The following is a 21,766-nucleotide window of genomic DNA, read 5'->3' as shown; positions in this document are numbered from 1 at the left end:
CCAAGGACATGGGCAGACCTACCCGATCCGCAATCCCCGTGGTTCTACCTGGTACCCGAGGAAGCCACCCAGGCGGCCACCTGCGCGCGCGACGCGAACCCGAGCTTGGCCAGGATGCGCTCGACGTGCCCGTCGACGGTGCGGGGCGACAGCACGAGTGACTCGGCGATCTGGCGGTTGCTCAGGCCCTCCGCCACGAGCGCGGCCACCTCGCGCTCGCGCCGGGTCAGCACCTCGTCCGCGGCAGCGGGTGGGACGGCGGGCCGCACGCCGGTGGGGCCGTCGAGCGCGTAGGAGATGGCCTGGTCGTGGTCCATCCGCCCGCCCTCGGCGAGCGCGGCCTCCCATGCCTCGGCGCGCAGCGCGTGCAGCACCTGGCGTTCGCACTGGGCATGGTGGTGGTCCAGGTGCGGTCCGAAGGCGGACAGCGAGGTGCCGATGGCGCGCCAGATCGAGCGGATCGCGCCGAGCAGTCGGGCGGCGTGGCCGAACTCCTTCTTGGACGCGGCGATCCAGGCCAGCAGTTCGATCAGCACAGCGGTGCCGACGTGGTCGTTGAACCCGCGCTGGATCTGCAGCCCGGCGCGGGCCAGGGCGGTCGCCGAGTCCAGCTCACCGTGCGCCCAGGCGCGCAGGCCCAGTGCGTACAGCGCGTACGAACGGGTCCACCGCTCTCCGAGCTGCTCGCTGAGGGCGATCGCGCGCTCGCCTTTCTGCGCCGCCCGTTCGTCCCCCGCGTGGGCGTGCGCGATGGCGGCCTGGAAGTCCGTGAAGAGGGTGCCGCCGGTGTCCCCCATCCTGGTGAGACCGGCCGAGGCGGCCTCGAAGCTGTCGAGCGCCTTGGGCAGGTTGCCACGGAACAGCGCCGCGGTGCCCCGCAGGCTCAACGCTATGTAGGGCGCCACCTCGTCGCCGAGTTCAGCGGCCAGCTTCTCGCATTCCGCCAGCCGGGCCTCGGCTCCGTCGTAGTCACCCTGCTGCAGCATGACCCAGCCGGCCACCCACAGGGCGGTGGCCCGTTCGGGCGAAGGCGGTCCGGGGAGGTCGAGTGCGCGGTCGAGCCAGCGCCTGCCCTCGCTCTGGAAGCCGTCGGCGCACCAGTGGTGGCGCAGCGCCGCCACCAGGGACAGGGCCTGCTTCGCCTTGCCGTTGCTGACGCACCACTCCAGCGCCGCCTCCAGGTTGCGGTGGTCGGCGCGGAGTCTGGCCAGGCCCTCCTCCTGGCCGGGCCCGTACCAAGTGGCCGCTACGTGCACGGCCAGTTGACCGAAGAACTCCTGGTGCCGGGTCCGCAACGCGATGTGCTCGTCGGAAGCCGCCAGCAGGTCCCAGCCGTATTCGCGGATGGTTTCGAGCATCCGGTAGCGCACCTGGCCGTCGCGCTCCACGGCCTGCACGACCGACTGACCGACCAGGTGGTCGACCAGATCCACGATCTTCGTGCGCGGCAGTGCGTCGTCGGCGCACACCCCTTCGGCGGCCGCGAGGTCGAAGCCGCCCGCGAACACCGACAGGCGCGCCCACAGCAGCCTTTCCTCCGCCGAGCACAACTCGTGGCTCCAGTCGATCAGCGCGCGCAGGGTGCGCTGACGGGGAAGCGCGGCGCGGCTGCCGCCGGTCAGCAGCGCGAACCTGTCCTCCAGCCGGTCGACGACCTCGCTCAGCGGCAGCGAGCGCAGCCGGGACGCGGCCAGTTCGACGGCCAGCGGGATGCCGTCGAGGCGGGCGCACAGCCGCGCGACCGCCACACGGTTCGCGTCCGACACCGCGAAGCCGGGCCTGATCGCCGTCGCACGGTCCACCAGCAGACGCACGGACTCGTACTGACCGAGCGCCTCCACCGGGGGCGGGGTGTCCGGGTCTGGGACCGATAGCGGCGGCACCTGGTAGACGTGCTCACCGACGATGCCCAGCACCTGCCTGCTGGTGGCGAGCACCCGCACCCGTGCACAGCCGCGCAGGAGCCGATCGGTGAGGACGGCGCAGGCGTCGACGAGATGCTCGCAGTTGTCCAGCAGTATCAGCGCCTGCCGCCGGGCCAGGTGGTCGATCAGCTGCTCGACGGGCGGTTTCGTGGACTGGTCGGGAATCCCCAGCGCGGTCACCACGGCCTGCGCGACCAGCTCGGGTTGCCGTACGGCCGCGAGGTCGACCAGCCAGACCCCGTCGCCGAACGCCGTGCTCGCCTCGGCGCCGGTCTCGATCGCCAGCCGTGTCTTGCCGACCCCGCCCACGCCGGTCAATGTCACCAGTCGGGCGGCGCCGAGGAGCCCCCGGACCTCGCCGATCTCCTGGCGCCGTCCGACGAAACTGGTGACTGCGGCGGGCAGGTTGCCCGCACCTACGGGTGACGTTCGCTCGGCCATGGGGCCCCGATCCAATCGCTCTGCGGCGGCCGTGGTCGGTCCAGCTGGGACCGTGCCGCCGCGGGCCCATTGCTTGGCCGCCCAAACACCGTCGGCCAGCATGCCCCGCGAGTCAAGTGGTCAGATGACTCCCGGCGCGTGGAACAGCCCCAGGGCCTCACGCACCGCTGCCGGGTCGTAGCGGGGCGCGAGCTCTCCGATCATCGACAGGGCGGTTCGCGCCAGGTGGGCCGCGAGCTCGTTGGCCGCGCCCGTCGCGTCGCGTTCCCGACAGAGTTCCGCAATGCGCTCGTGTTCTCCGAGGTGCCGCAGCGACGCCCGGGGGCCCCGGTACTGGTACTGCAGGCGATAGTGCTCGGCGCGCTGCATGTGGCCCTCGATGCTCCGCAGCAACTGGGGCCCGGCTCCTGCCACCAACGCCAGATGGAAGCGGTGGTGGGTCTCGTTCCACTCCGGGGTCCGCCCCGCGTCACCGGACATGCGGGCCAGCTCGGCGGCCAACTCCCCGACTGCGGCCCTGTCCTGGTCACTCATCGACGGCACCGTGAGGCGGACGGCGAGGCCCTCGAGCATGATCCGCTGTACGTAGACGAACTCGAACTGCGCCGCCTCGAAGCCGATGACCCGCGCCCGTTTGTACGGCTCGGCCTCGACCAGCCCCTCCTCCTGGAGCATGCGCACGGCCTCACGTACAGGGGTGCGGCTGATACCCAACCGCTCGGCGAGCTCCACCTGATTGAGCTCGGCGTGCGGCGGGACGGTCCCGTTCAGCACCAGCGTGCGCAGATAGGCATGGGCGGCGTTGGCGGCATGATCACCCGCCTCACGCGGGATCGGAGCGAGGCTGTCGAGCCACGTATCCACGCCTGCACCACCATTCAGGGTTTCCTCGGTCATCCCGAAGAGTATACAGTAGCCGCACTCTTGCAGGGAGTTCACTGAGAAATCCACGATGGGCAACACCAAGTGTATGCAGCCGTGGATGCGATCCGTACCGATGAAGGTGAGCGGAGCACGATGAAGCTGAGCCTGTTCGACGACTACCGGCTGGGTGTCTGGGGCCGTGACGACACGATCGTGGATGTGACGAGCGTGCTCGACGCCTCGATCCGCCCCACCGACCGCATGAACGCGCTGATCGAGAACTGGGAGGAGCTGGCGTCCGAGTTGCTCGACGCATCGGCCACCACGGGCATCCCGCGGTCCGGCGTCGTCTTCCGCGCGCCTCAACCGCGCCCGACCAAGATCGTGGCGGCACCCGTCAACCACGGCCCCCACCGGGACGAGATGATCAAGGCGGGGGCCTTCACCAGCGGTGTCGCCGGCACGATCGAGACGTACGTCGGCTTCCTCAAGGCACCCTCCTCCATCGTCGGGCCGGACGGCGCGATCGAGCACCCGGCCCCGGGACGCCGCGTCGACTACGAAGGCGAACTGGGTGTCGTCATCGGGCGGCGCGCCCGGCGCGTCTCGCGTTCCGACGCGCTCGACTACGTGTTCGGGTACGTCCCGCTCGTGGACATCACTCTGCGAGGCCAGGAGGACCGCCCGTACCGCAAGAGCTTCGACACGTTCACGCCCTTGGGTCCGGCGATCGTCACCGCGGACGAGATCCCGGACCCGTCGAAGCTGGAGATCGAGCTCAGCCTCAACGGGACCGTCCGGCAGTCGGGCCGCGTCGCCGACCTGATCTACGACGTGCCGCGCCTGATCGAGGTCTACTCCGAAGCCATGACCCTCGAACCCGGCGACATCATCGCCAGCGGCACTCCCGACGGGGTCGGTCCGGTGGCGCCGGGGGACGAACTGTCGCTGACGGTCTCGGACCTTCCCACGCTGACGATTCCGGTCACCGCGGCGGTCGGCTGACCGAGGGGAACAGGCCGCGTGGCCGACCGGGCAGAGCTTTGTCCGGCCGGCCGCGCGAGCCTTCGTCGACCAGGCCGACAGGGCTCCAGTCAGCCCGTGTCGGTGCTCGTGAACGACCTGCATGGCGACGGCCTCCGTCCACGCCGCGCGACTCGAAATCGCACGGTGCGGACGGAGGTCGTCGCCATGTCCGGAGGAGTCCGCGCACGCCACGGCGTCACGGACTCCACCAGCTGCCGTCACGGCGTCACGGACTCCCCCAGCCGTCGTCACTACCCCCGACGTTCGCCTGCCCCGCCTGCCGCGACGCCTGCCGCGGTGAACCCCGCGATCCGCTGATAGTCGGTCGCGATCGCCTCCAGCTCCCCGGGCGCGAACACGTCGCTGACGCTGTCGAATCCCTCGGGGGCGCGCTCCTCGGCGAGGTCGAGAAGTCTGGCCGCTCCCTGGTTGCGGTTGGCGGCGACGACGCCGGCGGTGGCCGGCAGACGCTCCTGCTCGTAGCGCGCCAGCGCGGCGCCGGGATCCTCTTCCTCGACCAGCGCGCGGCTCAGCGCACGGGCGTCGAGGATCGCCTGGGAGGCGCCGTTCGAGCCCACCGGATACATGGCGTGCGCCGCGTCTCCCAGCAGGGTCGTGCGTCCCGACGTCCAGCTCGGCAGCGGGTCCCGGTCGATCATCGGGAACACATAGGTGCCCTCCGCGCCACGCGCCAGCTCCACCACGTCGAGCCAGGGGAACGACCACGAAGCGAACTCGGGGAGGAAGTCCTCCAGGCGCCCGGGGCGGTTCCAGTCCTCGACGCCCGGCAGACTCTGGGCGGTGTTGTCGAGAACGGCGATCCAGTTGATCAGCGCATTGCCGTCGGCGTCGGGCGCCGAGAGCGGATACGCCACGATCTTGCGCCCGCGGGTGCCGATCAGTGCCATCGACTTGCCGGTCAGGAAGGGCGGTGCCAGCGTGGTCCCGCGCCACATGAGTTCACCGCTCCAGCGCGGCGTCCCGTCCCCGGGGTGCAGCTGCGCCCGGACGGCCGAGTGGATGCCGTCGGCCCCGATCAGCACGTCTGCCGTCTCGTCGTACGCATGACCGGTCACGCTGTCGACCAGGTGGAAGGTGACGGGACCACCACTGCTGGGCACGAAGCCGGTGACCTTGCGGCCCGTCTGAACAGCGCCCTCGCCGAGTGTCCGGCGAGTGATCTCCAGCAGGGCCATCTGCAGGTTGCCCCGGTGGATCGAGAGCTGGGGCACCGGATACCCGGCCGCGAGTCCACGGGGTTCGCGCCATACGAACTGGCCGTGGCGGTTGGCGTAGACGAGCTCCTCGGTCGCGACCCCCAGCGGGAGCAGCTCGTCGAGTATCCCGAGTCCTTCGAGCTCGCGGACGGCGTGCGGCAGGAGGTTGATGCCGACGCCGAGGGGCCGCGGTTCGGGCACCGCTTCGTAGACGGTCACGTCGATGCCGGCGCTGTGCAGCATCAACGCCGTGGTCAGTCCGCCGATACCACCACCGGCGATCGCCACTCTCATCGGTTCACTCCTTCCAGGTGAGGCGCGGCGGCCGGAGCGCCGACACGCAGGGGCGGCTCGCCGTCGGTCTGGCCCGCGTCAGGAGCGCCCGCTCCGGTGTTCGACTTGAACACGCCTGTCACCTCCTGACGCTCGTGCAGCTCCTCGTCGCGGTAGAGGTGCAGGGCTTCCAGTACGACTCGATCGCTGCCGATGAACAGGTCCGCCGTTTCGGTGACCTCGTGTTCGACGGGGACCCAGGACGGGACGACGAAGACGTCGCCGGGACCCCACTCGAACTCGGTCCCGCCGATCACCGAGCGCCCGCGACCGCGGAACACCGTGTGGATCTGGCCACCGGTCTGACGGCGCGGCGGAGTGAGTCCCCCGGGGTGGATACGCGTCATCTGACAAGTGATCGTCGGAATGGCGGGGCCGCCGGTGACCGGGTTCTTGTACTCCACCGTCACGCTCTGGCCGCCGTTCTGCTCGTGAAGCGCCTCGAGCGCGGCGTCGACCTGCGCGTACGGGTAGCGCATCAGCGGTGAGTACGGCTTCGTGTCGGCGGGGGCCGAGGCGTCCTGCAGCCCCGGGCCGGCGAACCGCCGCTCCGAGACGCCGTGGCCGATCAGTTCCTGCATGCCGACCGGGTGGTCCTCGAAGAACACCGACTCCAGGGTCGCGACCAGGACCACGTCGATCACGTCCAGCCAGATCGCCGGCTGATCGCTCTTGTTGGTGTGGTCGTGCCAGGCCCAGTTCGGTGTCAGCACGAGGTCGCCGGGCTCCATCCAGCACGCGTCCCCGTCGACCGTGGTGTAGACACTCGAGCCGGTCATCATGAAACGGATCGCCGCCGGCGAGTGGCGGTGGGCCGGCGCCGTCTCGCCCGCCTCCAGGTACTGGTAGGCACCGAACAGCGCCTCGGTGGTGCCGGCTCGCAGGCCGGGGTTGCAGAACTGCAGCGCCCGCCGCTGACCGTCGCCGCTCTGGAGGTCGAGAACCTGGCCCGCCTGTTTGGCCAACGGGGCGATCGTGTCCCAACGCCACAGATGGGCCCGGGTCATCGGCCTCGGCTCTGACTGCAGCGGCGGCCTGCTCCACAGACCCTTCAGGTCTCGAGCGGCCAGCGCCCCGCAGAGCTCGTCGAACGCCACCTCGGCGGTGTCGACGTCGCTCGGACTCAGGGCATCAGGTTCCGGTTCACTTGCCACGGCTGGCTCGCCTCCGTTGGTTGGCCAACTATTTCTTGTGGGCGCGACTGTATGCAGGAGTTGCACCATAGGTCAATCACTGGATGTCCAAAGTCCAGCCAGCACCGAACACCAACCGCCCTCAACAGCGCTTCTACGGGCTAATTCTGGGCTGCTCTGGATTTCGCACCGTTGAGCCAAGCCCACTCACCGAGGCCTGCTGTATACACTTGCTGCTTCACGGCCCTTCCTCGAGGCAGGCCACAGCGCGCAGGACGCCTCCCGGACATTGCGTGCGAACGTGTTCGACACGACGGTCCTCGGCGATCAAGACGATCGAGACGAATCAGGGCGCTCACAGGCGCGGCCATTGAGGCAGGAGAGGCGGAGACCCCGCATGCAACAGCGGACGGCACAGACCATCCAGAACCCGGTACTGGCCGGCTCGCACCCCGATCCATCCGTCCTGCGCGTCGGTGACGACTTCTACCTCGCGACCTCGACGTTCGAGTGGCACCCCGGCGTACGGCTGCACCACTCCCGGGACCTGGTGCACTGGCGACCGCTCGGCGGCGCCCTGGACAGCGCGCGCCTGCTGGACCTCACCGGCTGCCCCGACTCGGGCGGGGTCTGGGCACCCAACCTCACCCACGCGGACGGCCTGTTCCACCTCGTCTACAGCAACGTCTCCACATACGCGGGCGGCTTCACCGACAGCCCCAACTACCTCACGACGGCACCCTCGATCCACGGTCCCTGGTCCGACCCGGTGCCGCTGCACGCGCGGGGCTTCGACGCCTCCCTCTCCCACGACGGCCCCGACAGCTGGCTGCTGAACCTGGTCCACGACTGGCGGCCGGGCCACGGCGGTTCGGCCGGCCTGGAGGCGACCCGCTACGACCGCGCCGCGCGCCGCCTCGTCGGCGACCCGGTACAGATCGCGCTGCCGCCTCAGGCCGGGTGGATCGAGGGCCCCAACCTGTACCGCCAGGGTGACTGGTACTACCTGCTGACCGCAGACGGCGGCACCGGTTACGACCACCACGCGCCGGCCGCACCCCGACCTCGGACAACTCCCCGTCGTCTTCAACGACTTCATGAACAGCCTGATGGGCGAACCCAGCACGAAAGCGTTGCTGCCTCTGGTCGACGCCGCCGCGACGGCGGGCGCCGAGGTCTTCTGCATCGACGCGGGGTGGTTCGACGCCGAGCCGCCCGGCACGGTCGGTCCGGGCGGGGTGCCGGGCTGGTGGGACGCGGTGGGGGTATGGGAGGAGGCGCCGTCACGGTTCCCCGGGGGACTCGGGGAGGTGATCGGCCGGATCCGCGAGGCGGGGATGGTTCCGGGGCCGTGGCTGGAGCCGGAGGCCGTGGGGGTGCGCAGCGGGGTCGCCGCCGCGCTGCCGGACGAGGCGTTCTTCCGGCGGGACGGTGTCCGCGTCGTGGAGTGGGGCCGCAACCAGCTCGATCTGCGGCACCGGGCCGCCCGCGCGTACCTCGACGGGGTCGTGGACCGCTTGGTGCGCGACTACGGCGTCGGGTACCTCAAGCTCGACTACAACATCGACATCGGCGCTTGCACCGACGGTCCCAGTGGCACCGACAGCCCCGGTGACGGCCTGCTCGGCCACAACCGCGCCTACCTCGACTGGCTCGACGGCGTCCTCGACCGCCATCCCGGCCTGGTCCTGGAGAGCTGCGCGGCCGGCGGCAGCCGCACCGACCACGCGATCCTCTCCCGCCTGCCCATCCACTCCGTCACCGACCAGGACTTCCGCCTGATCCCCGCTATCGCCGCCGCCGCGCCCACCGCGGTCACCCCTGAGCAGGGCGCGATCTGGGCGTACCCGCAGGCCGAGCACACCGAGGCCGAACTCGGCATGGTGCTGGTGTCGGCCATGCTCGGCCGTGTCCACCTCAGCGGTCGCCCCGACCTGCTGAGCAGCGATCAGATGGCGCTGGTGCGCGCGGCCCTGGCCACGTACACGACCTACCGCCACCTCCTGCCGGATGCCCGCCCGCACTGGCCGCTGGGCCTGCCGGGCTGGCGTGACGGCTGGCCGGCCCTGGCGCTGGACGCGCGGGACGGTACGACGCTGCTGGCACTGTGGCGCCGTGACGGGGCGCCCGAGACGGTGACGGTGCCGCTCCCCCGGACCGGCACGGCCGTCCGGCCGCGGGTGCTGTTCGAGGCGGGGAAGCACACGAGGCTCGACTGGGACGAGTGCGATCGCACCCTGCGGGTGGGCCTGCCGGCCGAGGGTTCCGCGGTCCTGATCACCGTCGCCCCGGCGGAGCGTGCGTGACCGCCGTACCGATACGGCGGTACGGACCGTACACGCGCGACGGCAACTCGCGGACCTTGCTGAATGTGGTGAGGATGGGGCGTACCCATCGACTCTAGAAGCCCAGCGAGCAGGCGGGCCGGAAGGAGCGGCATGAGACAGCGCAGACTGGTCACTTTGGGCGCGGCGCTGTGCGCAGCTGCGTCGCTGGGTCTGGCGGTGCCACAGGTCACCGTGGCCGTGCCCGGGGAGTGCTCGTACATCTCATCGGCGTTTCGGCCCACGCTTACTTACGGTGACACCGGTACGGCCGTCAAGCAGGCGCAATGCCTGAGCAACATGTGGGGAGGCCAGCCGCCCAAGCTCACCCCCGACGGGGTCTTCGGCTCGGTCATGCTGAAGAAGACCATGTGGATCCAAGGCTGCCATGGCCTGCCGGAGAGCGGCGTCATCGATGCGCGCACCTGGCAGGTGCTCTACCACCCGGTCCTGGACTGCTACGACCCCTATCCGGCCTGACGGCCTGAGCAATCGCACCAGCATGCCCGCACGAGCGAGGACACCGCGGAGCTCGTGAGGCACTGCGCCGGCAGACCGTGCACGAAAGCTGCGGCGAGGCCCAGCTGGACCGGATGCCCGGTGGACCGGATGCCCGGACCGTGCGATGCGGTCCGGACATCCGCCCTCAGGCTGCGACGAGCGCGGCTGCCGGGCGGTGAGGTGTGTGCGGGCGAGAGCAGCGACCGCGGCCGCACACGCCAGCCCGGTGGCGGTCAGGGCACGCCAGGCCAGCCATGGGACAGAGCCGCTGGGCAAGGTCCCGCAGAGCACCGGTCATGAGGTTCCCGCCGGGACCCCTGGCGGCAGGGGGTGACCGCTGCATGACGACGGACTGTCGTAGCGGGGGCGCACGGGCACGCGAGAGATCCAAGTCCGGATCATCACCACATCGGGTGAATCCGGCCCCTGATCAGCCCTTCCTGTGCGCGGTCGGCCGATGCGCGGGGTTTCCTGGCAGGAAAGCAACGAGAGGGCGAGATGCGGCACATGACCACGACGGCCGAGGCGGCGGCTCGCCGCGGCCTTGGTGCCGCCGTGCTCGTCGCCCTGCTGGCACTGCTGCACGCCGCCTTCACCTCCGGCACCTCGCACCTGCCGGCGCTGGACCTGGACGACTGCTTGCGGCAGCACGCCGTGGCACCCTCCGGCCTGCCTTGCGACGCGGCACCCGATGTCGCACTGCTCGACGCGGGCGGCGACGGTCATCACGGTGACGCCTCACAGTCGTGCGACGCGTCTGCGGACGGGCCCCGCCAGGTGTCGGGCCCTGCCGCCGGAGCGGTGGCGCCGGGCAGCGTCCCGCCTTCCTGGGCGACCCCGGCGGGACATGCCGGGGCCCATGGCCCGGCATGCACTCGCCGCGGTCTTTGCCTTCCTGCCGAAACGGTCATGCGCTGCTGACTGGGCCCGGCCGCACCCCACCCGCTTGCCGCGGGTGGGTTCGTCCTGCCATGCCCTGTCTTCCACGACCGCACCGGAGCCCCACCATGCCCATGGATACGTACGCCGCCATCGGCGCCCTCGTCCGCGCCGAGATCGCCCATAGCCGCGCACCACAACCCGAGCCACCCGCCTCCGCCGACGCCGGCCGAGACCGGATCGCACCGCCCCGGGACCACACCCGGGCCGACGCCCTTGCCCACGCGGATCACCTGCCGGCCATGCGCCGGGGTTTCGCGCTGCGCAACCTGGCGGCGCTCTTCCGTTAGCGCCGCGCTCCGCAGCCCCACCCGTGCGTGGCCCGCCGCCCGGCCTCCGGACGGCTGAGGCTGCACGCCTGGTACTACACCGTCGAGACCGGCCAGGTCCTGGCTTGTGAGCCGGGCAGCCGGACCTTCAAGCCCCTGCGACCCGAGCGCCCGGGCCCCGCCCCGTCCACTCCGGTCGCGCTCACCGCGACGTTCGTTCCCCCACCCGAGAGAACGCCATGACCTCACTCACCTCCACTCTCCGGCGCGCCCTGCGCACCGACCTCACCGCCTCCCTGGTCGTCTTCCTCGTCGCCCTGCCGCTGTGCGTGGGCGTCGCCGTCGCCTCCGGTGTCCCGGCGGAACTGGGCCTGATCACCGGCATCGTCGGCGGCCTGGTCACCGGGCTGCTGCCCGGCAGCAGGCTCCAGGTCAGCGGTCCGGCCGCGGGCCTGACCGTGCTCGTGTTCACCGCCGTGAGCGAGTACGGACTGCCCGCGCTCGGCGTGATCGTCCTGGTCACGGGCCTGCTCCAACTCGCCCTGGGCGCCATGCGGTTGGGGCGGCTGTTCCGCGCCATCTCCCTGTCGGTCGTCCACGGCATGCTCGCCGGCATCGGCCTGGTCCTGATCGCCGGACAGCTGTACGCACTCGCCGACCGCAAGGCTCCGGGCAGCGGCAGGTCGAATGCGACCGGTCTGCCGAACCTGGTGGTCGACGTTCTCGGCTCGGACCCGGCCCTGACCGCGGTCGGCGTCGGCGCCGGGACCGTCGTCGTCATGACGCTGTGGAAGAAGCTGCCCAGCAGCGCGCAGTTGCTGCCCGGCCCGCTCGTCGCGGTCGGCTCGGCGATGCTCGCCACCGCCGTCTTCGACCTGCCCGTCAAACGGGTCGAGGTCAAAGGCCTGATGGAGGCGATCCAGCCGCCTGCCATCGGCGACTTCTCGCGCCTGTCCGAGATCGGCCTGCTGACGACGATCGTGGCCTTCACGCTGATCGCCTCGGCCGAGTCGCTGTTCAGCGCGGCGGCCGTGGACCGGCTGCACGACGGCCCCAAGACCGACTACGACAAGGAGTTGTTGGCCCAGGGCGCGGGCAACACCGTATGCGGGCTGCTCGGCGCGCTGCCGATGACCGCGGTGATCGTCCGCAGCGCCGCCAACGTCCAGGCCGGGGCCCGCACCAAGCTCTCCCGCGTCCTGCACGGGGGGTGGCTGCTGCTGTTCGCCGCACTGCTGCCCGGCACGCTCGGCATGATCCCGACCGCCGCACTCGCCGGGGTGCTCGTCCATGCAGGCTTCAAGCTGCTGCCCGTAAAGGAGTTGCGACCGCTGTGGCATGAACACCGGGGCGAGGCCGTGGTGCTGGTGATCACCGCCGGGGCGATCCTGGTCACCAATATGCTCGAAGGCGTCCTGATCGGGCTGCTGCTCGCGGTGGTGAAGGCCGCGTGGGAGACCTCACATGTCCACATCGAGGTCGACGACCCGGGCACCGGCCCGGTAACGGCGCGGATCGTCGGCCACGCGACCTTCCTGCGCCTGCCGCGCATCCTGGACGCCCTGGAGCACCTGCCCACCGACCGGCCCGTCGAGCTCAATCTCGCCGGACTGCGGCACCTCGACCACGCCTGCATGAGCGCACTGCAGACGTGGGCGGACCAGCACAACGCGCACACCGTCCAGCCGGAGCGTGCTCGCACGTCGGCGTGATTGCGGATCCGTGAGGCGGCGCCCCGGCCGCCTCACGGGCTCGCGGGCCCTCGGCGGTTGGGCTGGTGCGGACGACTGGGTCAGCTTGACAGCACGCCGGTGGCCAGCAGGCCGAGAAGCGCCACGCCGACGATGATGCGGTAGACGACGAAGGCGTTGAAGGAGTGGTTGGCGACGAACTTCAGCAGCCAGGCGATGGTCCCGTAGGCGACGACGAAGGACACGGCCGTGCCGACGGCCAGCGGGACCGCGCCCACGCCCGCACCGAGCGCATCCTTCAGCTCGTACAGGCCCGCGCCCGTCAGAGCGGGGAGGCCGAGGAAGAAGGACAGGCGCGTGGCGGCGACGCGGTCCAGGTCGAGGATGAGCGCGGTGGACATGGTGGCGCCGGAGCGGGAGAAGCCGGGAAAGAGCAGCGCGAGGATCTGCGAACAGCCGACCAGCATCGCGTCCTTGAAGGAGGTGTCGTCCTCACCTCGCTTGTGCCGGCCCATCTGATCGGCGGCCCACATGAGCCCGCTGCCGACGATCAGGGAACCGGCGACCACCCACAGCGAGGCCAGCGGGCCGTCGATGAGCGGCTTGGCGGCCAGCCCGACGGCGACGATCGGGATGGTGGCGTAGATGACCCACCAGGCGAACTTGTAGTCGTGGTGGTACCGCTCCTGCTTGTGGACGAGGCCGCGGCAGAGGGCGGTGACGAAGCGCCGGATGTCCGTGAAGAAGTACACCAGCAGCGCGGCGATGGCGCCGACCTGGATGACAGCCGAGAAGCCGACGACGGCTTTGTCCTCGACCGGGATGCCCATGAGCCCTTCGGTGATCTTGAGGTGGCCGGTGGAGGAGACGGGCAGGAACTCCGTCAGCCCCTCGACGACTCCGAGGACGACGGACTGGCCAAGGCTGATGGCACTCACGGTGATTCCTGTCTGTGGTGTTGGGGACGTGGGCGACGAACGTGGGAGCGGAGCGCCGCGAGGAGCAGGTGTACGGGCGCAGAAGTAACGGTCAGCGGGGCCGTCGGCGCAGGATGCGTGCGGCCAGGGCTCGCCAGGTGGATGTGCGGCGTGCCCATGCGCGGGAGCGGCGTGAGGCGGCCAGGTTTGCGAAGAGGTCTTCGTAGGTGTGAACGATGTGCGCGGGGTCGTAACGGTGGGCGGCCCGGCGAGCGGCTTGACCCATACGGCGGCGAGCGGACTCGTCGGCGACCAGGTCGAGCAGCGCGTCGGCCAGCGCCTGTCGGTCACCCTTGGGCACCAGACGGCCGTCGACACCGTCGTGGATGATCTCCGCGGGGCCGAGCGGGCAGTCGGTGGAGACCACCGGGACTCCGCAGCGCATGGCCTCGACCAGAGTCATGCCGAAAGACTCGGCATCGGAGGCGGAGGCGACGACGGACGCCTTGGCGAACTCGGCCTCGATCGGAGAGACCACCCCCATCAGCACCGCCCGACCGCCCAAATCGTGATCGTCGATCAGCTGGTGCAGGCGGTCCTTCTCCTTGCCCGCGCCGTAGATCCGCAGCGTCCAGTCGGGATACTTGGCGGCGACCTCGGCGAACGCCGTGATGAGCAGGTCGAACCGCTTGCCGGGGGTCAGGCGCCCGGCCGCGGCGATGACCTTGGCGCTCGTGTCGGCGGGCGGCAGGCCGAGGTCGGGCACACCGTTGGGAATGGCCGAGATCCTGACCCCTGGCAGGTGCATCCTCGCCCGGTAGACGGTGGCGTCCGCCTCCGTGGTGGTCACCAGGGCATCCAGATCCCGGTAGTGGCGGGCGAGTTGGGCGCGCAGCCGCTTCGTGTGGGTGTCGTGGGTGAGGTGCTCCTGGGCGATGCGCAGGGCCTGGGGCGGGGCGAATCGGGCCAGGTACACGTTGACGCCCGGGCGGGTGCCGATGATCACGTCTGCGTCGCAGGCCCGCAGGTACTGCTCGGCTCGCTGGTCGGTCAGGCTGCTGTACTGCCGATACCGCTTCTCGGCGGCGGGGAAGACCTCGGCCGGCTGGTGCAGCAGCGGGTCGACCGCGTCGGTGCTGTTCTCGCGCATGTCGACAAGTGGCACCACCGTCAACCGCGGATCGACGGCGAACCGCGGACGGGTGCGGTGGCGCAACATCGACACGATGGTCACCTCGTGCCGATCGGCGAGCGCGGCGGCGAGGTTGAGCGTGGTGCGGATGGTGCCGCCGATCCCGTACACGTTGTGGATCAGAAAGGTGATCTTCACTCGGAGCTCCCCGGGATCAGCTCCGCGACGGTGCGGGCGCGACGGCGGGACCTGAGCACTTCCAGGGCCAACGGCAGCAGAGAGACGGCCACGATCACCCCGACCAGGGGCAGCAGATAGCGGTCGACATGCGTCACGCTCGGCCCGAGGGCGTAGCCGCCCAGGACCAGCCCCGCCGTCCACACCAGCCCGCCGATGACCTGCCACAGCGCGAAGGTGCGGGTGGGCACGCCCGCGATCCCGGCGAGCGGGTTGAGCACAGTGCGCACCACCGGGATGAACCTGGCCAGCACGATCGCCTTGCCGTGGCCGTACCGGGACAACAGCTCCTCGGCCCGCGTCACGCCGTTCACCAGGTGGCGGTTACGGGTGTGCGCCACGAACACCCGGCCGGCGCGGCGGCCGGGCAGGTGACCGACCTGGTCGGTGCCGAGCGTCGTCAGCAGCGAGGTGGCATCCAGCGGGTCGAGGGCCTGGAGCACCCAGGTTCCTTTCTGCCACGCGCCACCGCGGCGTACGGGGGGCTGTCTCCGGCGCAGGAGCGCATGGCACACTCAAGAGACGGCAGCATTTACACCGCCGTAGAAGTTCTACACGACTGTAGAAGATGAGCGGGAGAACGACAAACCCCATGGGCGGGACTACGCACGACCGGGGCCCCAAGCGCCCCAACGGCGCACGCGAGGCGGAGATCCTCGCCCTGCTGCAGCAGGCGGATGGCGCCCTGACTCCGGGAGAGGTCGCCGAGCGCCTCGGCGACGAGCTGACCTACAGCAGCGTGGTGACGATCCTCACCCGGATGCACACCAAAGAGCTCCTCACCCGCACCCCGCGCGGGAGGGCGTACGCGTATGCGCCGGTGATGGACGAGGTCGGGTTCGCGGCCCGCCGTATGCGCTCCGTCCTGGAGGAGCGGCCCGACCGTGAGGCGGTGCTCGCCCGCTTCGCCGACGCACTGTCCGACACCGACGCCGACCTGCTGCGCCAGCTGCTCGGCCCCGAACCCGGCCCTGACCAGTAAGAAGAGGCCGCCCGGATGCGCATCGCCGTCTACCTGCCGCTGCTGCTCTGTCTCCTCGCACCGCTCGGCGCCCGCCCGCTGTCCGAGCGGTGCGAACCCCGCCTGGCCACCTGGCTGCTCACCGCCTCATCCCTGGTCCTGGGTACGGCAAGCACCATCTCCCTGGGGCTGCTGGCCATCACCGGCCTCATCCGGATCCCCCAGCTCGCCGCCCTCGGCCACTGGTCGGCCCACACCGCCCAGCACGACGACCCCACCGAGCTCTCCACCGCCCTCCTCGCCGGCCTGCTGCTCGGCGCCGCCGTACTCATGGCCGCCCGCATGCTGTGGCGCCGCGCTCGCAGCCTCGCCGCCGCCGTACTGGAGGCCGCCTGCATGCCCGCAGACGACGGCCTGGTCATCGTCGACGACGAGGCGCCGGACGCCTTCGCACTGCCAGGACTGCCCGGCCGGGTCGTCGTCTCGACCGGCATGCTGCACACCCTCGACGAGACCGAGCACGACATCCTGCTCGCCCACGAGCGCTCCCACCTCACCGCCCACCACTACGTCTTCGTCGCCCTCGCCCAGCTCGGCGCCGCCGCCAATCCGCTGCTGCGCCCTTTCGCCACCGCTGTCACCTACACCATCGAACGCTGGGCCGACGAGAACGCCGCCACTGCCACCGGCGATCGCACGCGCGTCGCCCGCACCGTCGGCAAGGCCGCCCTCGCCTCCCGCCGCACGCCGACGCTCGCCCGCGCGACCGCGGCCGCCCTCGGCATCCTCGGCCGCCCGAGCCGCCGCAACCCGCTCGCCTCGGCCGGCCCGGTGCCCCGCCGTGTCGCCGCCCTCCTCGCCCCACCCCTGCGCCGCCCACCAGCCCTTGCCGCCGCGACCGCGGCCATCCTCGCCGCCGCGACGCTCGCCACGGCCGACGCCGCCGACGATCTCCACCTCCTGCTGAAGACCGTCGGTGTGTCGTAGGGACCCGCTCAGGCAAGAGCCACCGGAGCACTGATACCCGGTTGTTCGAAGCCCTGGCAGGTCTAAGCTCGGCGAATGACCTTGGAATGGGAACAGGTAATTGTTCACTCGGAAGATCCGGTGGCCTTGGGGCAGTGGTGGGCTACAGCTCTTGGCTGGGTTGTGGTCCATTCCTCTGATGAGGAGTTCGAGATCCGCCCGGAGCCGGATCGCCTGCCGGGGTTGGACTTCGTCCGGCTTGATGAGAGCAAGAAGGCCAAGAGCCGACTGCATCTCGACTTCAGGCCCGATGACCAGGACGCCGAGGTGGCTCGTCTGGTGGCTCTTGGCGCCCAGCGTGTCGATATCGGCCAGGGTGATCAATCGTGGGTTGTATTGGCAGACCCCGAAGGCAACGAGTTCTGCGTCCTCGGCCAGCGGCGCCAGTAAGGCCCACACCTGGATCGGGTCGATGGGGAAGCGCTCGGGGTGGGCGCCGCGGACGTAGCGGATCGCGGTGTGCGAGGTGATTCCGAACAAGCGCATTTAGGCGGACCGGGTCCTCGACCTCTCGTGCCTCGTCGAGGAACCGGTCCTGCCCAGGGCTCCGGCGCTCGCGCCGCAAGGCCCTACCCAAGGTCCCGAGCGGCTGTCCCCACACCCTAGGATTGAAGAGTTCTTCAATTCGCTAGTTGCCATGGCGGCAGATCGCAGAGGAGGTGTCCGGGTGGGTGGGTTCGCCGAGGCGCTGCGGGAGCGTGTGCGGGAGGCGCGGGCCCGTCTGAAGGCCGCACTCGAGGCCGAGGACGCCTACGAGGTGGCGGCCGCGCAGGACGAGCTGGACGACGCGGTGCGGCTGGCCCGGGCGAACGGGATCGACGTCGAGGCGGACATCGTCGACGAGGGGGACGAGGGGTGATCGGAATGCCGGTTCCGCTGTACGAGGCGAAGGCCGAGTTCTTCCGGATGCTGGGACATCCCGTGCGGATCCGGGTGCTGGAGCTGCTACAGGATGGGCCGATGCCGGTGCGCGAGCTGCTGGCCGCGATCGAGATCGAGCCGTCCAGCCTGTCCCAGCAGCTGGCCGTGCTGCGCCGCTCCGGGATCGTCACCGCCACCCGCACCGGCTCGACGGTGGTGTACGAGCTGGCCGGCGGCGACGTGGCGGAGCTGCTCGCGGCGGCCCGGCGGGTCCTCACCGTTCTCCTGGCCGGACGGCAGGACCTGCTCGAGGAACTGCGCCAGGCGGAAGTGAGTCCGTAGTGGACGGGCACCGGTTCCAGCCGTGGCGGGAGGGAAGGCCCGCGGCGGCCGTCGAACATGTGCTTCCGAAGGTGCAGCGGCACATCACGTCGGTGCCGGTGGGACCGGAGGCAGTGACCCGGGCCCGGGAGACGGTGGCCGGACACTTCGCCGAGACAGGCATCGCCGCCGACTCCGCTTTCGCCGACGCAGTGTTGATCGTGGTCAGTGAGCTGGTCACCAACGTGCTGCGGCACGCCTCGCGCTCGCCGGTGGCGGACGTATGCATGACGGTCGCCGCCGGGCAGCTGGTCATCGGCGTCTCGGACGCCGAGCCGCATCTGCCCGATCTCGCTCCCGACGGCATGGGCGCCGGGCTGCGGATGGTGGCCGAGCTGGCCGCCGACTACGACGGCGACGTCAGCGCCGAGGCGGCCGTCGACCACGGCGGCAAGGTCGTCCTCGTACGGTTCCGGATTCCTTCGTAGAGAGCACCTGACAAACAGGGAGTTGATGCAATGAGTGAGGCCAAGAAGGAGCGGGACGGGGAGAGCTGGAAGGAGCGTGGCATGGCGTTGCGCGCCTTCTTCTACATTGCCGGCACCCATCTGATCGCCGGGTTCGTGATGCTGCTGTTCTACCTGGGTAACCACGCCCAGAAGTAAGAGGTGGGCATGCCCACCCCGAGGATCATCTGAAGGGTGACGTGGGCGGGACGGCGACGTCTTGAGGGAAGGCGGCCGCCTCCCGGTGTCACAGAGCGCTGTCCAACTCTCAGCAGGCGGCCGCCGTTCGAGGACCGCCGCTACGACGGCGGTTTCGCCTCCCCCTGCGCGGCCCGCAGGTCGGCGAGCAGCTCCGCCTGCCCGGCCAGGACCCCGGACAGAATCGTCCGCGCGACGCGAAGCAGTTCCGCCACGTGCGGACTGGTCAGCGAGTAGTACACGGTCGAGCCCTCCTTGCGGGTCACGACCAGGTTCGCCCGGCGCAGCACCGCCAGCTGCTGCGAGAGGTGCGCGGGCTCTATGCCCACCTCGGGCAGCATCTCCGCGACCGCGTGCTCACGCTCGCTCAGCAGCTCCAGCACCCGGATGCGCGCCGGATGGCCGAGCGTCTTGAAGAACTCGGCCTTCAGCTGGTACAGCGGCGTACTCACGGAGCCGTCACCTGCCCGGCACAACAGTGCGGCCGTACTGGCCGGCGCTCGGCGCATCGCTTCCACCCACTCGTCAAAGACATGCGCCCCATCCTCACCCGCAGCACCGGCTCTGCCGAATCCGCGCGTGAGAACTGAGCCGCCCGAATCCAGAGGTGAGGGCCTCAAGAATTGCCGAGATTAGCAACTGCATACGTGATGTGAGGGAGGCTTGGTGAGGACCACCCCGCTGCGCGGCCAGGGCGTCACCTGGTTCAAGTGCCCCGCCTGCCGCCTCAAGTGCCGCCCCACCGCCGTCGGCCCGGACGGCAACTGCCCGCGCTGCGACGACGCCCGCATACTGAAGCTGTCCTTCGGTGGACGCTCGGTCGGCGCACCACGGTCAGAGCGCCGACAGCCACTGACCCGCCCACGCGTCCGCACCTGAAAAGGGTCGGTGGTGGATGACTGGACGACTGGCCGCCACGGGGTTCGCCGAGTACGCGGGCGATCAATCGAGGACGCCTGCCTCGCCATACCCGTACGGGACGTCGAGGGTGCCTTCGCGTCCGGGTGGGCCGGCGTGGTCACTCCTTGTGCCATGCCCCCTTCCGACGCGTTCGCTATGACTCGTCGGTGCGTCCAGCCCGACGCATCGTCGTGCACTTGCCCGCACCATTGGGCCCCAGGAAGCCGGTCACCGTGCCGGGCTTCACGGTGAAGTCCAGCCCGTCGACGGCTGTCTTCTCCTCGTACCTCTTGGTGAGCTGCTGTGCCTCGATCATCCGGTTCTCTCTCTGACTCCGGCGCCCGAAAAACGCGTGACGCCTCCTCCGTCACGCTAAGCCCGCGAACTGCCGGATCCGGTGGTACCCGGGCGTGATCAGTGACGGCCGGGTAGTACCTGGGTACTAGACCTACCGGCGAAGTGCAGCTCGTCAGGTCACGGGATGCCGGTCCTGTCGGCGGCGGCTGAGCCAAGCGACGCCGAGAGGTCCCGGCTCAGCGGTCCAGGCGGCCGACACCGCCCACCGGCGGTGCGCTCCTGGATGCGGCGTGGGCCGCACACTGTGCCTGCTGCGCGCCGTCCAGCATGTGATCGCTGTCGGATGTGGCATGGGCGAGACTTGCACAGCACGCTGCCAGAAGGAGCCCACCCGCCACAAAGGGCAGGCTTCGGCGTGCCGGAGGCGGAGCCAGCAGGGCCCGTACCCGCTGGGGCACCGCTCCGCCGGTCACGGCCAGCGCGGCGGGACGGGACGCGCCGGCGGACGCGAGGGCGGCACGCCCGACGGCATGGGCGACAACTGTGCGGTCGCCGACACGCTCGGCGGCCTCCTCGTCGGCCCAGCGTTCCAGGACGAAGTCGCCCGCGGCAGCCAGGGGGCGCAGCAGCGGGTTCAGGGCTGCCGTGAGCCGCCAGAGGCTGTGGAAGAGGTGGTGACGGCCGCGCAAGTGGGCTCGTTCATGCGCGAGAAGCGCCATGCGCTCCTCGTCGCCGAGACAGCGCAGCATCCCCCGGGAGACCACGATGCGTCCGGGCGCTCCGGGCAGCGCGAAGGCTAGCGGGACATCGTCATCGACCACGGCCAACTCCGTCTCCCCAGACAGAAGGGCGCACTCCCGCCGCGCCCGGATGAGGTGGCGGACCTGTCGTACGGTCGCTACACCCAGCGAGATGACGCCTCCGGCCAACAGCAGGGCGCTGACAGCCGCGACGACGAGGTAGACGGGGTCCTCGGCGCGCAGCGCGGCAACAGACCAGCGGCCTTCCTCCGCGATCTGGGGAACCTGTGCCACGCCGGTGAAGGCCAGCAGGGCGAGTGCTCCGGTCCAGCCGACCGCCGTTACGAGTGCGGCGCAGGCCAGCGCCCAGGCGGCAGGGCGTGGGGGCAGCCTGCGCGCCATGCGGGGCCCGAGCATGGTGAGTGCGAAGGTGACGACGAAGGGGATGTAGACGCTGATCAACATCGGCTCACCGCTTTCTGCGGGAGCGTTCGCCCTCGCTGTGGCCGCTGTGTTCGGACAGCAGCCGGTGCAGCAGGTGTTCGTCGCGCACGGAAAGTTCCGAGACGAAGCGGGCCAGCACCGCTTCGCGGTCGGAACCGTCCTCCAGCAGGGCTCGCATGCGCTGGGCGGTGTGGGCCGCCTCGTCATGGGCCGGCTTGTAGGCGTATCCACGGCCTTCGCGGTGCCGGACGAGCAAGCCCTTGTCGTACAGCCGGGAAAGGATGGTCAGCACGGTCGTGTATGCCAGGTCGCCCGGCAGTCGTTCCCGGACTTGGCGGGCGGTCAGCGGGCCGTCGGCGGCCCACAGGGCGGCGAGCACATCGCTCTCCAGTTCGCCGCGCGCCCGCCTGCCCGTCGCCTCGCGGGAGTCCCCGCCCTTTCGCTCCTCCACCGTCCGCCTTCCATCTCCAATCGTGCGTAGAGACTACCCGGCCATCTACTACTAGATGTAGAAGGTATGCTCCGGACCTCGGACCGCGAACTACTACATGTCGTAGAGTCCC

At 70.4% G+C, this 21,766-nt stretch carries 23 protein-coding genes and 3 pseudogenes; 15 read left to right on the top strand and 11 right to left on the bottom strand.

Annotated features, from left to right (window positions below; all coding sequences use genetic code 11):
* Positions 1-44: 44 nt before the first annotated feature.
* Both ACWD4J_RS31885 and ACWD4J_RS31880 read right to left on the bottom strand, forming a co-directional pair.
* Entirely contained in the window at positions 45-2,366 is a 2,322-nt protein-coding gene (locus ACWD4J_RS31885; protein WP_451398941.1) for an ATP-binding protein, read from the bottom strand.
* 120 nt (positions 2,367-2,486) lie between these two features.
* Positions 2,487-3,263 (bottom strand): GntR family transcriptional regulator, encoded by a 777-nt coding sequence (locus ACWD4J_RS31880; protein WP_451398940.1) that lies wholly within the window; start codon positions 3,261-3,263, stop codon positions 2,487-2,489.
* A 120-nt stretch (positions 3,264-3,383) separates the two neighbouring features.
* On the opposite strand from ACWD4J_RS31880, the gene ACWD4J_RS31875 reads away from it, so the two are divergent.
* Complete coding sequence (locus tag ACWD4J_RS31875; RefSeq protein ID WP_451398939.1) at positions 3,384-4,235, top strand: fumarylacetoacetate hydrolase family protein; 852 nt, start codon at positions 3,384-3,386, stop codon at positions 4,233-4,235.
* A gap of 272 nt (positions 4,236-4,507) precedes the next feature.
* Here ACWD4J_RS31875 and ACWD4J_RS31870 read toward each other — a convergent pair whose 3' ends face one another.
* Together ACWD4J_RS31870 and ACWD4J_RS31865 are read right to left on the bottom strand one after the other, a co-directional pair.
* On the bottom strand, positions 4,508-5,767 hold the full coding sequence (locus ACWD4J_RS31870) for a flavin-dependent oxidoreductase (protein ID WP_451398938.1): 1,260 nt from the start codon (positions 5,765-5,767) through the stop codon (positions 4,508-4,510).
* On the bottom strand, positions 5,764-6,960 hold the full coding sequence (locus ACWD4J_RS31865; RefSeq protein WP_451398937.1) for a cupin domain-containing protein: 1,197 nt from the start codon (positions 6,958-6,960) through the stop codon (positions 5,764-5,766). Before ACWD4J_RS31865 ends, ACWD4J_RS31870 begins: the two co-directional genes overlap by 4 nt.
* Positions 6,961-7,336: 376 nt before the next feature.
* On the opposite strand from ACWD4J_RS31865, the pseudogene ACWD4J_RS31860 reads away from it, so the two are divergent.
* From ACWD4J_RS31860 to ACWD4J_RS31835, 6 genes and pseudogenes are all read left to right on the top strand, one after another.
* Positions 7,337-7,927: pseudogene (locus tag ACWD4J_RS31860) on the top strand (family 43 glycosylhydrolase); the annotation flags it as partial.
* A 100-nt stretch (positions 7,928-8,027) separates the two neighbouring features.
* A pseudogene (locus tag ACWD4J_RS31855) lies at positions 8,028-9,245 on the top strand (glycoside hydrolase family 36 protein); the annotation flags it as partial.
* Between the two features lie 132 nt (positions 9,246-9,377).
* The gene (locus ACWD4J_RS31850; protein ID WP_451398936.1) at positions 9,378-9,743 is read left to right on the top strand and encodes a peptidoglycan-binding domain-containing protein; all 366 of its coding nucleotides are present in this window, start codon (positions 9,378-9,380) and stop codon (positions 9,741-9,743) included.
* A 528-nt stretch (positions 9,744-10,271) separates the two neighbouring features.
* Complete coding sequence (locus tag ACWD4J_RS31845) at positions 10,272-10,685, top strand: hypothetical protein (RefSeq protein ID WP_451398935.1); 414 nt, start codon at positions 10,272-10,274, stop codon at positions 10,683-10,685.
* 92 nt (positions 10,686-10,777) lie between these two features.
* Positions 10,778-10,993, top strand: a complete 216-nt coding sequence (locus ACWD4J_RS31840; RefSeq protein ID WP_451398934.1) for a hypothetical protein — start codon at positions 10,778-10,780, stop codon at positions 10,991-10,993.
* Positions 10,994-11,211: 218 nt separating this feature from the next.
* Positions 11,212-12,684 carry a SulP family inorganic anion transporter gene (locus tag ACWD4J_RS31835; protein ID WP_451398933.1) on the top strand — a complete coding sequence of 491 codons (1,473 nt, stop codon included), beginning with the start codon at positions 11,212-11,214 and terminating at the stop codon, positions 12,682-12,684.
* A gap of 80 nt (positions 12,685-12,764) precedes the next feature.
* Here the strand turns inward: ACWD4J_RS31835 and ACWD4J_RS31830 are convergent, their stop codons facing one another.
* From ACWD4J_RS31830 to ACWD4J_RS31820, 3 genes are all read right to left on the bottom strand, one after another.
* The gene (locus tag ACWD4J_RS31830) at positions 12,765-13,601 is read right to left on the bottom strand and encodes an undecaprenyl-diphosphate phosphatase (RefSeq protein ID WP_451398932.1); all 837 of its coding nucleotides are present in this window, start codon (positions 13,599-13,601) and stop codon (positions 12,765-12,767) included.
* Positions 13,602-13,692: 91 nt separating this feature from the next.
* A complete protein-coding gene (locus ACWD4J_RS31825; RefSeq protein ID WP_451398931.1) occupies positions 13,693-14,910 on the bottom strand; it encodes a glycosyltransferase family 4 protein in 1,218 nt (405 codons plus the stop codon).
* Positions 14,907-15,392, bottom strand: coding sequence for a DedA family protein (locus ACWD4J_RS31820; protein WP_451398930.1), 486 nt, complete (start codon positions 15,390-15,392; stop codon positions 14,907-14,909). Before ACWD4J_RS31820 ends, ACWD4J_RS31825 begins: the two co-directional genes overlap by 4 nt.
* Before the next feature lie 149 nt (positions 15,393-15,541).
* On the opposite strand from ACWD4J_RS31820, the gene ACWD4J_RS31815 reads away from it, so the two are divergent.
* From ACWD4J_RS31815 to ACWD4J_RS31785, 7 genes are all read left to right on the top strand, one after another.
* A complete protein-coding gene (locus ACWD4J_RS31815; RefSeq protein WP_451398929.1) occupies positions 15,542-15,931 on the top strand; it encodes a BlaI/MecI/CopY family transcriptional regulator in 390 nt (129 codons plus the stop codon).
* Between the two features lie 15 nt (positions 15,932-15,946).
* Entirely contained in the window at positions 15,947-16,897 is a 951-nt protein-coding gene (locus ACWD4J_RS31810) for a M56 family metallopeptidase (RefSeq protein ID WP_451398928.1), read from the top strand.
* Between the two features lie 75 nt (positions 16,898-16,972).
* Positions 16,973-17,326, top strand: a complete 354-nt coding sequence (locus ACWD4J_RS31805) for a VOC family protein (protein WP_451398927.1) — start codon at positions 16,973-16,975, stop codon at positions 17,324-17,326.
* A 277-nt stretch (positions 17,327-17,603) separates the two neighbouring features.
* On the top strand, positions 17,604-17,795 hold the full coding sequence (locus ACWD4J_RS31800; protein ID WP_451398926.1) for a hypothetical protein: 192 nt from the start codon (positions 17,604-17,606) through the stop codon (positions 17,793-17,795).
* 5 nt (positions 17,796-17,800) lie between these two features.
* Positions 17,801-18,139 (top strand): ArsR/SmtB family transcription factor, encoded by a 339-nt coding sequence (locus ACWD4J_RS31795; RefSeq protein WP_451398925.1) that lies wholly within the window; start codon positions 17,801-17,803, stop codon positions 18,137-18,139.
* Between the two features lie 71 nt (positions 18,140-18,210).
* Positions 18,211-18,606: an ATP-binding protein gene (locus ACWD4J_RS31790; protein ID WP_451398924.1), complete on the top strand. Its 396-nt coding sequence runs from the start codon at positions 18,211-18,213 to the stop codon at positions 18,604-18,606.
* Between the two features lie 30 nt (positions 18,607-18,636).
* A complete protein-coding gene (locus ACWD4J_RS31785; protein WP_451398923.1) occupies positions 18,637-18,783 on the top strand; it encodes a DUF6126 family protein in 147 nt (48 codons plus the stop codon).
* Between the two features lie 140 nt (positions 18,784-18,923).
* On the opposite strand, the gene ACWD4J_RS31780 is transcribed toward ACWD4J_RS31785, so the two are convergent.
* Positions 18,924-19,274, bottom strand: coding sequence for an ArsR/SmtB family transcription factor (locus tag ACWD4J_RS31780; RefSeq protein ID WP_451398922.1), 351 nt, complete (start codon positions 19,272-19,274; stop codon positions 18,924-18,926).
* A 214-nt stretch (positions 19,275-19,488) separates the two neighbouring features.
* Between ACWD4J_RS31780 and ACWD4J_RS31775 the strand changes: the two genes are divergently transcribed.
* On the top strand, positions 19,489-19,701 hold the full coding sequence (locus tag ACWD4J_RS31775) for a hypothetical protein (RefSeq protein ID WP_451398921.1): 213 nt from the start codon (positions 19,489-19,491) through the stop codon (positions 19,699-19,701).
* 105 nt (positions 19,702-19,806) lie between these two features.
* On the opposite strand, the pseudogene ACWD4J_RS31770 reads toward ACWD4J_RS31775, so the two are convergent.
* The 3 genes and pseudogenes from ACWD4J_RS31770 to ACWD4J_RS31760 form a co-directional block, all read right to left on the bottom strand.
* Positions 19,807-20,038: pseudogene (locus ACWD4J_RS31770) on the bottom strand (ATP-binding cassette domain-containing protein); the annotation flags it as partial.
* 217 nt (positions 20,039-20,255) lie between these two features.
* The gene (locus ACWD4J_RS31765; protein WP_451398920.1) at positions 20,256-21,224 is read right to left on the bottom strand and encodes a M56 family metallopeptidase; all 969 of its coding nucleotides are present in this window, start codon (positions 21,222-21,224) and stop codon (positions 20,256-20,258) included.
* Between the two features lie 4 nt (positions 21,225-21,228).
* Positions 21,229-21,654, bottom strand: coding sequence for a BlaI/MecI/CopY family transcriptional regulator (locus ACWD4J_RS31760; RefSeq protein WP_451398919.1), 426 nt, complete (start codon positions 21,652-21,654; stop codon positions 21,229-21,231).
* Positions 21,655-21,766: the final 112 nt, after the last annotated feature.

Source organism: Streptomyces sp. NPDC002577, from assembly GCF_053594815.1.
Note: the sequence above shows the minus strand (reverse complement) of the source record. Positions and strands in the feature narration are given on the sequence as shown.